The 12,723-nt window shown below is 69.8% G+C and carries 10 protein-coding genes and 1 pseudogene; 2 read left to right on the top strand and 9 right to left on the bottom strand.

What is annotated here, in order from left to right; genetic code table 11:
- Window position 1 precedes the first annotated feature (1 nt).
- Both JCR33_RS22755 and JCR33_RS22750 read right to left on the bottom strand, forming a co-directional pair.
- Entirely contained in the window at window positions 2-979 is a 978-nt protein-coding gene (locus tag JCR33_RS22755) for a dihydroorotate dehydrogenase (RefSeq protein WP_198884443.1), read from the bottom strand.
- Window positions 979-2,376 carry an MmgE/PrpD family protein gene (locus JCR33_RS22750; RefSeq protein ID WP_198884442.1) on the bottom strand — a complete coding sequence of 466 codons (1,398 nt, stop codon included), beginning with the start codon at window positions 2,374-2,376 and terminating at the stop codon, window positions 979-981. The genes JCR33_RS22755 and JCR33_RS22750 overlap by 1 nt, the downstream gene beginning before the upstream one ends.
- Window positions 2,377-2,480: 104 nt before the next feature.
- Between JCR33_RS22750 and JCR33_RS22745 the strand changes: the two genes are divergently transcribed.
- The gene (locus JCR33_RS22745) at window positions 2,481-3,767 is read left to right on the top strand and encodes an amidase (protein WP_198884441.1); all 1,287 of its coding nucleotides are present in this window, start codon (window positions 2,481-2,483) and stop codon (window positions 3,765-3,767) included.
- A gap of 2 nt (window positions 3,768-3,769) precedes the next feature.
- Here the strand turns inward: JCR33_RS22745 and JCR33_RS22740 are convergent, their stop codons facing one another.
- The 7 genes from JCR33_RS22740 to JCR33_RS22710 all read right to left on the bottom strand — a co-directional run bounded on the left by JCR33_RS22740 (window position 3,770) and on the right by JCR33_RS22710 (window position 12,242).
- Entirely contained in the window at window positions 3,770-4,648 is an 879-nt protein-coding gene (locus JCR33_RS22740; protein WP_198884440.1) for a polysaccharide deacetylase family protein, read from the bottom strand.
- On the bottom strand, window positions 4,645-5,829 hold the full coding sequence (locus JCR33_RS22735; RefSeq protein ID WP_198884439.1) for an aminotransferase class V-fold PLP-dependent enzyme: 1,185 nt from the start codon (window positions 5,827-5,829) through the stop codon (window positions 4,645-4,647). Before JCR33_RS22735 ends, JCR33_RS22740 begins: the two co-directional genes overlap by 4 nt.
- Before the next feature lie 2 nt (window positions 5,830-5,831).
- Entirely contained in the window at window positions 5,832-7,793 is a 1,962-nt protein-coding gene (locus JCR33_RS22730; protein ID WP_269751253.1) for a TRAP transporter permease, read from the bottom strand.
- Between the two features lie 112 nt (window positions 7,794-7,905).
- Window positions 7,906-8,886, bottom strand: a complete 981-nt coding sequence (locus tag JCR33_RS22725; protein WP_198884437.1) for a TAXI family TRAP transporter solute-binding subunit — start codon at window positions 8,884-8,886, stop codon at window positions 7,906-7,908.
- A gap of 65 nt (window positions 8,887-8,951) precedes the next feature.
- Complete coding sequence (locus JCR33_RS22720; RefSeq protein ID WP_198884436.1) at window positions 8,952-9,740, bottom strand: SDR family oxidoreductase; 789 nt, start codon at window positions 9,738-9,740, stop codon at window positions 8,952-8,954.
- Between the two features lie 28 nt (window positions 9,741-9,768).
- Window positions 9,769-10,842, bottom strand: a complete 1,074-nt coding sequence (locus JCR33_RS22715; RefSeq protein WP_198884435.1) for an AbrB family transcriptional regulator — start codon at window positions 10,840-10,842, stop codon at window positions 9,769-9,771.
- On the bottom strand, window positions 10,839-12,242 hold the full coding sequence (locus JCR33_RS22710) for an MmgE/PrpD family protein (protein ID WP_198884434.1): 1,404 nt from the start codon (window positions 12,240-12,242) through the stop codon (window positions 10,839-10,841). Before JCR33_RS22710 ends, JCR33_RS22715 begins: the two co-directional genes overlap by 4 nt.
- Window positions 12,243-12,444: 202 nt before the next feature.
- Here JCR33_RS22710 and JCR33_RS22705 point away from each other — a divergent pair.
- A pseudogene (locus tag JCR33_RS22705) lies at window positions 12,445-12,723 on the top strand (polysaccharide deacetylase family protein); the annotation flags it as partial.

The raw sequence follows: 12,723 nt of genomic DNA, 5'->3' as shown, positions 1-12,723 counted from the left end.
ATCATGCCTCGTCCTGCGCCAATCCCAGCGCGTCCCATTGTCGGTCGACCGTCTTTGGTGCGTGGCCCTGTGCGGCGCCGACGATCTCGGCCGGCCCCGCAGCCCCCATGCCGGCGAGCGCCGCCGCGAACTCCTCGACGAGGCGGGGGAAGAGCCCCGGGCCGTCGAGCTGCGCGGCGGTGTAGACCTCGACCGCGTTCGCTCCGGCCAGCATGAACTCGGCGGCGTCGGCGCCCGTCGCGATGCCGCCGATGCCGAGAATCGGCAGGGCCGTCGCCTGGCGCAGCACGTAGACGGCCGCGAGCGCGATCGGCTTCACCGGGGTGCCGGAGAGACCACCGACGCCCATCGACAGCATCGGCCGGCGGCTCTTCAGGCTGATCCGCATCGCCGGAAAGATCGTGTTGATCGCGCTGATCGCCGCCGCGCCGCCATCCTCGGCGGCCTTGGCGAGATCGGGCAGCGGCAGCGCGCCGTGCGCGAGCTTGGCGATCACCGGCCGCCCCGTCGCCGTCCGCACCCGCTCCACGACGCGCGCGATCGTGGCCGGCTCGAAATCGCGCCGGCCATCGACCATGTCGTAGACATATTTGAAGTCGAGCTCGAACGCGTCGGCACCGGCGGCGACGAAGCGCTCGGCGAGGCGCTCCAGCGAAGCGTCGCGTGCGAGCGTGCGCGGCGAAACGGAGCCGATGATCGGGCACGGCACGTCCGCCCGCACCTCGCGCAGCGTGGCGCAGAACGCATCGATGCCGGGGTTGGGGCCACCCTCGTAGTTGATCATTCCTCCGCCGGGCAGCTTGACGATGCGCGGCTGCGGGCTGCCCGGCGACGGCGCCGCCGAGATCGACTTGGTGACGATGGCGCCGGCGACGCGCCCGAAGGCGACGAGATCGTCCGCCCTGACGCCGATCGGGCCGGACCCGAGGATGAAGGGATGCGCGAGGCGCAGCCCGGCGACGTCGAGCGACAGGTCCATCACGCCCCGTGCGCCGGCAGAACCGTTTCGGCGACGAGGGCCCGCGCGTCGGCGGCCGTCCTCAGCCCCGCCGCCGCGGCGACGACGGTCTCCGCCCGATCCGCTCCGATGACGCTTGCGGCGAGCGAGCGGAACTTCGCCTCGAGCCGCTGGCGGTGTGCCGCGCCATCGGCCGGCGGCGCGGCGGCGTCCGCCTCCACCTGCCGCAGGGTCCCGTCCTCCAGCGTCACCGTGAGGCGGGCGCGCGTAATCTCGTCGTCCGGCCGGTAGGCGATCCGGACGCGGTCGCGGAAAGCGACGACGGCCGGATCGGCGAGCGTCTCCTCATAGGCGGCGGGATCGGCGGTGTCGCGGCCGGCAGCTCCCATGCCGATGCAGTGGGCGAGGCTGAAGCGCGCCTCCGCCGAGGAAGCCGGGACGCCGATGCTGCAGGTATTCCGATTCGTTTCCGACGTTTCGAGCTCGACGGAGCGAACCTCGGCCGGAACGACGTCGCCGAGCGCGCGGGCGGCACAATCGATCGCAGCCTGCGTGCCGTAGCAGGCGGCGTGGAACTTGAAGAGGTTGTGGCGGATCAAGTACCCGCCCGCCGCCCCGAGTGGCGCCGGCACGGCGGGCGCATGCGTCGCCGCGAAACCCTGCGGCCGTTCGAAGAGGTCTTCGTAGGTTTCGAGCCCTGCCGCCGCGAGACGCACGGCGAGGAGGCCGTTCTCCGCGGCCCGGCCCGCGTGGAGCGGCTTCGCCATCGTCCCGAACGTGCCCTTGAGGCCCGCCGCCATCGTCATCGCGATCGCGAAGGACTGCGCCGTGGTCGTCTCGTCGAGCCCCATCAGAGTGGCGACGGCGCCGGCCGCGGCGAGGGTGCCGATGGTACCGGTGGCGTGAAAGCCGGCGGCATAGTGACCGGGCGCGATGGTTTGGCCGAACAGGCAGCCGGCCTCGAAGCCGGCGACGATCGCCCGCACCACGTCCGCCTCATCCGGGATCGCGCCCGGGTGAGCGAGCAGAGCGAACAGCGCCGGGACGATCACCACGGAGACGTGGCCGGGCATCTGCAGATTGCAGTCGTCGAAGTCGAGCGCATGGCCGGCGGTCGCATTGACCAGCGCGGCGGCGCGAGGGGTGAGGGTGCAGGCGCTGCCGAGGACCGGCGCCGGGCCCGCCTCGTCCCCAACGGCGGCGAGCGCGGCGAGCGCGGGCGGGGTTTGGATGCCCGAGAGGACGGCGCCGACGGTGTCGAGGATCGTCAGGCGGGCGAGCGTCACCACGTCTTCGGGAAGCGCAGCGCGGCTCTGCTCGGCGAGGCGACGGGCGACGCCCCGCGCGATGGCGAGCGATTGCGTGCCCACCGCAGCCTCCGGTTCGGCCGGGTCGTCGAGGCGCGATTTCAGCATCATGTCGTTTTCGCCAGTTGGCATACCAGCACCATACCAATACCATCGAAGCATGCAAAGCGCTGGGGATGCTCATGCCGCCGCGCCCGTACCGGAAGGAGCCGCCGATGACCGCGACGCTTGCCCGCCCCGAGCCGCTCGACGCCCTCGCCCTCGCCCGTGCCATCGAGGCCGGCACGCTGACGTGCGAAGCACTGGTGCGCCGGCTCCTCGAGCGGATCGAGGCGCGCGAGGGCGACGTGAAGGCCTGGACCCACATCGACCCCGGGGCGGCGCTCGATGCCGCCCGCACGCTGGACCGAACGCCGCGCCAGGGGCTGCTGCACGGCCTCCCGGTCGGCATCAAGGACGTCATCGACACGGCCGACATGCCGACGCGCTACGGCTCGCCGATCTACGCGAACCACCAGCCGGCGATCGACGCCGCGCCGGTCGCCGCGGTGCGCGCGGCGGGCGGGTTGATCCTCGGCAAGCACGTCACGGCCGAGTTCGCCCACCGGGTGCCGGGCGAAACGCGCAATCCGCACGACCTCGCCCGTACGCCGGGCGGCTCCTCCAGCGGGTCGGGTGCGGCGGTCGGCGACGGCATGGTGCCGCTCGCGATCGGCACGCAGACGACGGGCTCGACCATCCGGCCCGCCAGCTATTGCGGCGTGGTCGGCTACCGGCCGACCTTCGGCATCATGGGGATCGTCGGCGTGAAACCGTCCTCGCCCAGCTTCGACACGGTCGGCCTCTTCGCCGGCACGGTCGCAAGCTGCGCCCTCCTGCGCGACGCGCTGCTCGAAGCGCCGTTCACCCTGCCGCGCGGCGACGGCGGGCGCCTGCGCATCGGCGTCTGCCGCACCGCCCGGTGGGACGAGATGGAGCCGGCGACCGCCGACGCTCTGGAAGCGGCGTTCGCCCGGCTCGGCGTCGTCGCCGAGGTGCGCGACGTCGCCCTCCCGGTGGACATGTCGCGGCTCGCCAAGGCGCAGCGCACCGTCTCGGCCTACGAAATCGTCCGCTCGCTCGCCAGCGAGCGGCGCACGCACTACCATCTCCTCAGCGAGGACCTGCGCAACGGCCGCCTCGCCGAGGGTCAGCGCATCGATCATACGACTTACGTCGCAGCCCTCGCCGACCTTGAAGCCGCCCGCGCGGCGAGCGCGGACTGGTTCGATGCGGTCGACTGCGTCGTCGCGCCGGCGGCGAAAGGCATCGCCTCGCTCGGCATCGCCTCCACGGGCGCCTCGACCTACTGCCTGCCGTGGACCGCGCTGCATGTTCCGGCCCTCAGCCTGCCGCTGCCGGAGCGGGTCGAAGGGATGCCGGTCGGCTTGCAGGTCGTCGCCGGGCGCGGACGCGATCTCGCCCTGTTCGACTGCGCCCAGTGGATCGCCGACAGGCTCTGAGCTCACCGCGGCAGCGTCGACAGATAGTGCTCGACGATCTGCCGCCCGTTCGCCAGCCAAACTCCGTCGTGCGACGCGATGTAGTCGAGCGCGCGGCGCAGACCGTCGATGCGATGCGGCACGCCGATGATGTAGGGGTGGAGGCAAATCGCCATCACCCGGCCATGCTCCTGTCCCTCGCGGTGGAGCACGTCGAACTGGCGGCGAATGAGCAGCTCGAATTCGTCAATCGACTGCGCCCGATATTGGATCACCGGCGAATCGTTCACCTCGTAGGAATAGGGGATCGAGACGATCTGCCGACCACCGACATCCATGAGATAGGGCTGGTCGTCGTTCACCCAGTCGGCGACGTAGGTGAAGCCCTCGTCGATCAGCTGATCGAGCGTGTGCCAGCTTTCGGCGAGCCCGGCTCCAAGCCAGCCCGTGGGGCGGACGCCACCGGCCTCTTCGAGCGTCGCGGCGCAGCGCGCGATGATCGCCCGCTGCTCGTCCTCCGGCACGGTGTCGAGCCAGACCGAGTTGGTCTCGTTGTGGCCCATGAACTCCCAGCCCCGCTCGCGCGCGGCGGTGAGGATCTGCGGATGGTGGCGCCAGATGTCGGCATTGACGGTCGCCGTGCCCGGGACACCGAACTCGTCGAGCGCATCCATGATGCGCCAGACGCCGACACGGTTGCCGTAATCGCGCTGCGCCCAGGGCCGCACCGAGGGCGGGTTGCCCTTGGGATAGCCGGGATGGCCGGCGAGCGCTCGCGTCAGGGGAAAGAACTCGATGTTGGTGATGACCCAGACCGCGAGGCCGGCGCCGCCGGGCCAGACGATCCGCGGCCGCTCGGTGATCGGGACAAAGGGAAACGGGCCGTAGTCGCTGGGGGTCATCGAGGCAATTCCATGCGCCGCGCGACGTCGAGCACCGCCGCCACGTCGGACGCGTCGTTGTAGAGGTGGAAGGAGAAGCGCAACCGCCCGTGGCGCACCGAGTATTTGACCCGCGATGCGGCGAGGGCCTCGGCGAAGGGTGCGAGGCGGGCGGCGTCGGCCTCGTCGCGGCCGAGCGTCACCATGCTGCTGCGCGCGGCCGCGGTGGGTGGGGACCACACCGGCAGGCCGCAGTCCGCGAGCCCGTCGGCGAGCGTGCCCGCGAGATCGATCACGTGCGCCTCGATCGCCGGGGTGCCGACCCGCTCGATGAGGTCGAGCGCCGGCAGAAGCGCGATCGCGGCGGGAAAATTGTAGTTGCCGAGGTCGAAGCGCCGGGCGGCCGGCATCAGCGCATAGTCGGCCGTGCCGGTCGCGGCCTCGTGCGCATCGCCGAGGTCGACGCCGAAGCGGGCGAGATAGACCGGGTCCAGCCCTTCGGCGAGCTCCGCCCGCACATAGAGAAAGCCCATCCCGTAGAGGCCCATCAGGCCCTTCTGCGTCGACACCGCCATCGCATCGACGGGCGTCGCCGCCATGTCGTGATGCAGAATGCCGGCCGACTGCGCCGCGTCGACGAGGAAGACGGCGCCGCCCGCGCGGCACGCCGCGCCGATAGTGTCGAGATCGGTGCGAAAGCCCGGCAGGAAGCTCGTCGACGAGACGGAGACGATCCGCGTGCGACCGTCCATTGCCGCAATCATCGCCTCCGGGTCGATCACGCCGTCCCGGTCATCGACGATGCGCACCTCGATCCCGCGCCGCCGGGCGAGGTGGTGCCAGACATAGACGTTGTTCGGATGCTCGCGCGCGGCGCAGACGACGACGTTGTCGCCGGCCGCCATCGGCACGCTCGTCGCAATGATGTTGAGGCCCTCGGAGATGTTCTTGGTGATCGCGATCTCGTCCGGCGTGGCGTTCAGAATACGGGCGAAGCCGGCGCGGGCCGCCTCGAGGGCGGCAAACATCGCCGGCTTGTCGCCGCCGTCGAGCATCCGCTCGTCGTGGTGCGCGTCGATCGCGGCCCGCGTTTCGGTCGACATCAGCCCCCGCGCCGCGACGTCGAGATAGGTCCAGCGCGCGGCGCCGGGAAACAGCGCGCGGACGGCGGGGAGGTCGAAGGAGGTCGTCTTGCCCAGCATCGTCAGTGCACCGTCGAGGCGACGCGGCCGCGGGCAACGCGCACCCGGAGCGCGATGAGCCCGAGCGTCGCGCCGAACATCACGAAGCCGAGAATATCCGTGCCCCAGCCCGCGTAGATCATCGGCAGCGACACGAGGATCATCAGCAGCCGCTCGTACCAGACGAGATCGACCTTCAGCCAACCGGTGGAGCCGACCGAGAGGGCGAAGATCCCGAAGGTCGCCGTGAGCCCGGCCCAGACGATCTCGACCAGCGACCCGTCGGCCAGGAGCGCCGGCGAGAACACGAAGATGTACGGGATGATGAACACGGACAGTCCGAGGCGGAAGGCAATGAGGCTCGTCCGCCAGGGGTCCGAACCGCAGATCGCCGCCGCCGTGTAGGACGCCACCGCCACCGGCGGCGTGATCGACGATTTCGAGGCGCAGTAGATGATGAAGAGGTGCGCCGCGACGACCGAGGCGCCCATGTTCGCGAGCCCCGGGGCGAGGAGCGAGGCGAGCACCACGTAGGCCGCCGTCGTCGGCACGCCCATCCCGAGGACGACGGCGATCACCATCGTCAGGAACAGACCGACGAGGAGCTGGCCGTTGTCCAGGAAGGTGATGTAGTTGCCGACTTCGGCGTAGTTGAGGACGATGAGGCCGAGCTTCAAATTGAGCCCGGTGCGCACGATGATGCCGGCGATGAGGCCCGCTGCGGCGCAGGCCGCCGTGACGGCGACCATCATCTTCGGCGCGCGCGCCGCCGCCTCGAACAGCACCGCGAAGTAGCGCCGCCGCGTCTGCCCGTCGAGCAGCAGCAGCACCGCGAGCGAGGTGACGCCGTAGAAGCCCGCGCGCGCCGGCGAATAGCCGTCCATCAGGAACCAGACCATGACGATGATCGGCGCGATCAGATAGCCGCGCGCCAAGAAGATCGTCAGCGCCGACTGGGCCGATCCGCCGGAGAGGGCAAGGCCTCGCTTGCGCGCCTCGAGGTCGACCATGAAGAGAACCGCAAGGTAGTAGAGCAGCGCCGGGACCGCCGCGGCGATCATGATCTCGACATACGGAATGCCGGTCACCTCCGCCATCAGGAAGGCGGCCGCCCCCATGATCGGCGGTGTCAGCGATCCGCCGGTGGAGGCGACGGCCTCGACCCCCGCGGCGTAGTCCTTCGGGTAGCCGTAGCGCTCCATCGCCGGGATCGTGAACGGCCCCGTGGTGGCGACGTTGCCGTTGGAGCTCCCCTGCAGCATCCCCATGAACGCGCTCGACACGATGGACGCCTTCGCCGGACCGCCGATGCTACGGCCGGTCAGCGCGAACGAGATGTCGGTGAAGAAGCCGCCGGCGCCGGAGGCGAGAAGCAACGCCCCCAGCGTCACGAAAAGCAGGACGAAGTCCGCTGCGACCTTGAGCGGGCTGTTGAAGAAGCCTTCGGGCGTCAGATAGAGCAGCTCGATGATGCGCTCCGGCTTCACGCCCTGGTGCCACAACAGGCCCGGCAGCCACGGCCCGACGACGGCATAGGCGAGGAAGACCGCGACGACGATCACGAGCACCATGCCGACGACACGTCGGATCGCCTCCAGCACCGCGATCGTGAGACCGATGCCGAGCAGGAGCTGCACCATGGTCAGCCGGTCGAACCCCGTCATCCGGTTCATGACGTACTGAGCGTTCATGACGAGGTAGCCCGTCGCCAGAGCCACGACCACGAGGAACGCGCCGTCGACGAGATTGGCGCAGAGGCGACGACGGCCGGGCGGCGCATCGACCCGGGCGGCCATCGAATCGGCGAAGATGATCGCCAACGCGAGGCCGAGATGCATCGGATAGTAGATGTAGAAATAAGGCTTCAGCACATACCCGTAGTAGACATGGTATGCCGTCATGAAGACGCACAGCGCGACCGACAACAGGAGGAACGGCCGCGTGAATCTGTCTCGCCACAAGCGACTAAAGGTGACTTCCGTCATTTCCGTACTCCCGCGCTGAATGCGTCGTGCGCGATGGCCTGCAGGATGGGTCTGCCCGGCCGGCAGCGCACGGGCACAGCCCGCCGCCGCCGCCCGGACAGGGCCGCTCGGATCAATCCATCAGGCCGACTTCGCGGTAGAACTTCGCCGCGCCGGGGTGCATCTTGAACACCGGGGCACGCACCATCGTCTCGCCGTCGAGGTTCTTGAGACCCTCGTGGACTTTGCGGACCTCATCGAGGTTGTCGTAGATCGTCTTGACGATCCAATAGGCGTCGCCCTCCGGCAGGCTCTCGCTCGCCATCAGCGCCGACCCGGCCATGTAGACCTTGATGTCCTTGTCGAGCCCGCGATAGGCCCCGGCCGGGATCGTGCCGGCGATGAAGCCCGGGTTGCTCGCCTCGACCTCGGCGATCTCGTCGTCGCTGAGGCCGATGAACTTGAGGTCGACCGAGTTGGCGACTTCGGTGACGGTCGAGACCGGCCAGGCGCTAGTGTAGGACGCGCAGTCCGCTTCGCGGTCCCGCAGCGCGGTCATGTTGTCGCCGGAGTTGCCGCGGGTGACGATGTTGAGCTCATCCTCGGAGACACCCACCGCGTGGAGACCGGCGAGGAAGTTGCCCCACGAGCCGGTGGTCGCCGCGGGCGCCGCGAACCGCGCCTTCGGCAGGTCCTTCCAGGAGTTCACCTCGCTGTCCGCGAGGCAGATGAGATGGACGTGATCCGTGCTCATCAGCGCGATGTTCTGCAGGTTGGTGATCGGGTCGCGGCCTTCGAACGCCCCCTGCCCCTTCGATGCGTCGAAGTTCGCGGAGGTCTGGCCGAAGCCGACCAGGAACTCGCCGGCCGAGATCCGCAGCGGGTTGGACGCGCCGCCGCCGGGCATCGTCGTGACGGTGATGCCTTCCTTCTGGAAGATCGGAATGAGGCCGCTGGAATAGGCGTACCAGGAGCCGCCGGTGGAGCCGGACAGGATCGAGAGCTGAGCCGGCTTCTCCGGGACGGCGTCCTGGGCGAAGGTCGCGGTCGGCAGCACGGCCGCTGCGGCGCAGAGCGCTGCGCGTCCGACGAGACGGGCAATGGGTTCGAACATCGTTGGTGCCTCTTGGTGTGGTGGGGCTCTCCCGCCCTTGGTCGTTTCGTTCCCTGGTCCTGCGCCTATAAGCTCCGCACCTGCCCACCATCACAGCGGACGATCGAACCGTTTATGTAGCTGGCCCCCGCGCCGCACAGGAACGCAACGGTGGCTCCGAACTCGGCGTCGAGCTCGCCGAAGCGGCCCGCGGGAATGCCCGCGAGTCGCCGTCGCATCGCCTCTTCGACCGTGATGCCGTCGAGGCCAGCATTCGCTTTCGTGGAAGCGTGAACGCGTTCCGTCACGAATGTGCCGGGAATGATGATGTTGACGGTGACCCCGTCGGCCGCGATCTCGTTGGAGAGCGCCTTGAGGTAGCCGGCGATGGCCGGCCGCAAGGTGTTGTCCATCACCTTGTTGGGCAACGGATTGACGAGGCTGCCGCCGGAGGTAGCGAGGATCCGGCCGAACCCCTTTTCGCGCATCGCCGGCATCGTCCGACGCACCAGCGCGATGGGGTTGGACACGATCATTCGGAACTGCGTCGGCAGCCCGTCGAGATCGATCTCGGCGGCGACGCCGAGCGCTGGGCCGGGGTGGTTGAGAACGAGAATTTCGACCGGCCCGAGCGCCGCTTCCACCTGGTCGACGACGGCCTCGATGCCCTCCGCCATCATGTCGCCCGCGACGCCGACGACGGTGGCGCCGGTCTCGGCCGCAATCTCGGCCGCGGCCGCCTCGGCCCGCGAGAGGTCGGAGCCGGTGATCGCTACGCGCGCCCCCTCCGCGGCGAGCGCACGGGCGGCGGCGCGCCCCAGGCCGCGTGTCGCGGCAAGCACCAGCGCGCAGCGTCCGTCGAGGCCGAGATTCATGGCCGCGACTCCGATCCCGACGCGGCACTCATGCGAGGTTCTTCCGCTGGACGGCGCGATCGCCGAGGCGGAACAGGCCGAGGTGGGTGAGCATCGTCATGAGGTGGGTCGAGAAGCTGTTCACCAGCACCGAGCGCACGATGTGGAAGGCGACCACGAGGGCGACGTTGAGGTGCAGGGTCTGCGCCGTCACCGTCATCTCGGCGAAGCCGCCGGGGGAGACGGCCAGAGCCGCGCTCGCATAGTCGAGCCCGCCGAGCTTCGCCACGAGAAAGGCGAAGGCGAGCAACGCGGCTGTCATCACGAGGGTGAAGCCGACGCTCGTGATGGCGAGGCGGACGAGGTGGCGCACGAGCTCCCGCTTGAACCGCGCGCCGATCGAGATGCCGATCAAGAACTGACCGGCGTAGAAGAGGACGTGCGGCACACGCCCCTCGATGAGGCCGAGCACGCCGACGGTGGCCGATCCGAGCAGCGCGCCGACCATCCAGGGATTGTTCAGCCGCAGCGTGCGGATGGTGAAGACGCCGACGCCGGCCGCCGCGAACAGCGGTATGAGGAGGACTGGATCGACGAGCGGCACGCTGTCGAAGGCCTCGAAGTCGCCATGCAGGTCGAGGCTGACGATCAGCGGCGGCAGGATGCAGACGACGAGCGCGACGCGAAGCGCCTGCGCGAGCGAGATCGGCGCGCTCTTGCCGCCGTGCGCGCCGCCGATATTGGCCATCTCGGCGAGCCCGCCGGGCATCATCGCGAAATAGGCGGTCTTGGAATCGACCCGTGCGATCCGGGCATAGGGAATGCTGAGGATCGCCCCGAGCAACATCGCCGACAGCGCCGAGAACACGATGAGCGGCACATAGTCCAAGAGGCTCGCGAGCACCGGCGCCGTGAAGGACAGCCCCACCGACGTTCCGACGATGATCTGTCCCACCCGGCGCCCCGGCGGCGGGGCGAACGGCGTGATGCCCGAGATCGCGAAGATCGCGGTGACGATCATCGGCCCGAGGACGAAGGCGAGCGGCATCCGCACGATGTGCGCGAGGATCCCCGCGGCGATCGAGAGGATGAAGCAGACGACGGCGTGGGGGGTCAGCTTCACTGCGCTGCCTCCGCCGGGCTGGGCGCCCCTTGTGGAGCATCGAAACAGGCCGCGGCGAAGTCGCGCCACGGACGCGAGAGAGCCCCGCCGACGTCCGTCAGAAGAGCCTCGCACGCGGCGACGGCCCCCGTTCCCTCGCCGTACCGCCGGAGCTTCATCGCGACGACGGCGGTGCGGTCGGCGTCGGTGAGCCGGCGTGCCGACAACCGCGTCTCCGCCCGCTCGGTCCCGTCCCGCAACGTGACGGTGACCCGCGCCGGGCGGGCGTTCGGCCCCTCGAGCGGTTCCGGCCAGGGCGACAGGACGACGCGCTCGCGCAGCGCCGCGACACGCGGATCGGCGATCGTGTCCTCACGAAAGCGCGGCGCGTCGGCATCACCGAAGAGCAGGCTGACGGCCATCGCGTGGGGTAGGGAAAACTGCGCCGCGAGGCGGTTCATCGGCGCGACTTCGTTCATTTCGAGCCGCGGCGTCGCGATCTCCACCTGCGCGATGGCGTCGGCGGGAAGCGCCGGGAGCGCGAGCGCCGCATCGATCGCCGAGTGCATCGACTGGCAGCAGGCGTGCTCTTTGACGAAGGTGTCGAACACGGCCCAGCGCGTGCCGAGATCGGCGGTCAGAACGTCCGGTGCGCCGGCCGTGCCGTTGAGGCGCTCGAGCACCGCACCCGGCGCGGCGGCCGGCCCGTCGACGCCGAGCTCGGCGAGGCGGTGGGCGGCGAGCCCGTTGCGGGTGCCGATCGCGCCCCAGACGTTGCGGATCTCCGCACCATCCGTCGCCGCTTCGTATCCGCCGAGCATGGCGAGCGAGGCTGCGCCGCGCAGCGCGGCCATCGTCGTGCCCTGGTCCGAACCGCGGGACAGCGCCGCCGCGAGCGCGGCGCCGACCGGGGCCCAGATCGCGTGCGGATGCCAGGTGAAGCGGGCGATCCGGTAGGCCGCGGCGAGCCGCGCCAGAACTTCGTAGCCCGCAGCGAGGCGCGACAGGATCTCACCGAGCGTGCTGTCGCGCTCCGCCGCGACGGTCATCAGCACTGGAAGGAGATAGAGACCGCCGTGGCAGCTCGCCCGGGTGAACCCTTCGTCGAGCTCCATCCAGGACAGCGCTACCGCCGTGGCGACCGCCGCGTCCTCGGCCGTGGCCACCCCGGCCGGGAGCAACCCATCGCGCACCGCGAGCATGCGGGGGTCGGACGCGGCGGCGAGCAGAGCGGCCATTTCGTCAACGAGGAGAAGCGCCGTCCGCGCGGCGAGGTCGTCCGCAAGCGGTGCGGCGGCGACGTCGCGGGCGAAGGCGACAAGACGATCGAGCGAATCGTCCGTGCTGGTGCGTCCGATGCGAACTTGCAGAAAAGCCCCCTGACATCTTGGTGGGCCAATGGTATGCCAGCGGTGTCCCAATGACAATCCTACCGGAGTGAATGATCCGATGGAGCCCAGCCGCTACGGCCCGTTCCGCTTTTCGATGGTTTCAAGCCGGCCGCCGCTGCGGTGGCCGAACGGAAAATCGCTGGCACTCTGGGTGGTGCCGAATGTCGAGATCTTCCATCTCGATACGCCAATGCCGGGGGATGCAAACGAGAGGCCAAAAGGCGGCACGCCGATGGTGCGGGAATGGGCCCAGCGCGACTTCGGCAACCGCATCGGCCTCGACCGGGTGATCCGCGTGCTCGATCGGCACAACGTCCGCGGCACCGTCGCGCTGAACAGCGACGTGTGCGTCCATATGCCCGAGGTGGTGCGGGCCTGCCTTGCCCACGGCTGGGAGCTGATGGGTCACGGCAAGACCAACACCCATCGCCTCAACGAGGTGCCGCCGGAGGAGGAGCGGGTGCTGGTGAAGGAGATCCTCGACACCATCGAGGGGCTCTCCGGGACGCGG

Origin of the sequence: Acuticoccus mangrovi (assembly GCF_016411865.1) — a bacterium.
Taxonomy (GTDB): Bacteria; Pseudomonadota; Alphaproteobacteria; order Rhizobiales; family Amorphaceae; genus Acuticoccus; species Acuticoccus mangrovi.
Note: the sequence above shows the minus strand (reverse complement) of the source record. Positions and strands in the feature narration are given on the sequence as shown.

Bases quoted from the DNA above. Each gene is read 5' to 3' on its own strand.
- JCR33_RS22755 (WP_198884443.1), bottom strand. From the start codon at position 979: ATGGACCTGTCGCTCGACGTCGCCGGGCTGCGCCTCGCGCATCCCTTC.
- JCR33_RS22750 (WP_198884442.1), bottom strand. From the start codon at position 2,376: ATGATGCTGAAATCGCGCCTCGACGACCCGGCCGAACCGGAGGCTGCG.
- JCR33_RS22745 (WP_198884441.1), top strand. From the start codon at position 2,481: ATGACCGCGACGCTTGCCCGCCCCGAGCCGCTCGACGCCCTCGCCCTC.
- JCR33_RS22740 (WP_198884440.1), bottom strand. From the start codon at position 4,648: ATGACCCCCAGCGACTACGGCCCGTTTCCCTTTGTCCCGATCACCGAG.
- JCR33_RS22735 (WP_198884439.1), bottom strand. From the start codon at position 5,829: ATGCTGGGCAAGACGACCTCCTTCGACCTCCCCGCCGTCCGCGCGCTG.
- JCR33_RS22730 (WP_269751253.1), bottom strand. From the start codon at position 7,793: ATGACGGAAGTCACCTTTAGTCGCTTGTGGCGAGACAGATTCACGCGG.
- JCR33_RS22725 (WP_198884437.1), bottom strand. From the start codon at position 8,886: ATGTTCGAACCCATTGCCCGTCTCGTCGGACGCGCAGCGCTCTGCGCC.
- JCR33_RS22720 (WP_198884436.1), bottom strand. From the start codon at position 9,740: ATGAATCTCGGCCTCGACGGACGCTGCGCGCTGGTGCTTGCCGCGACA.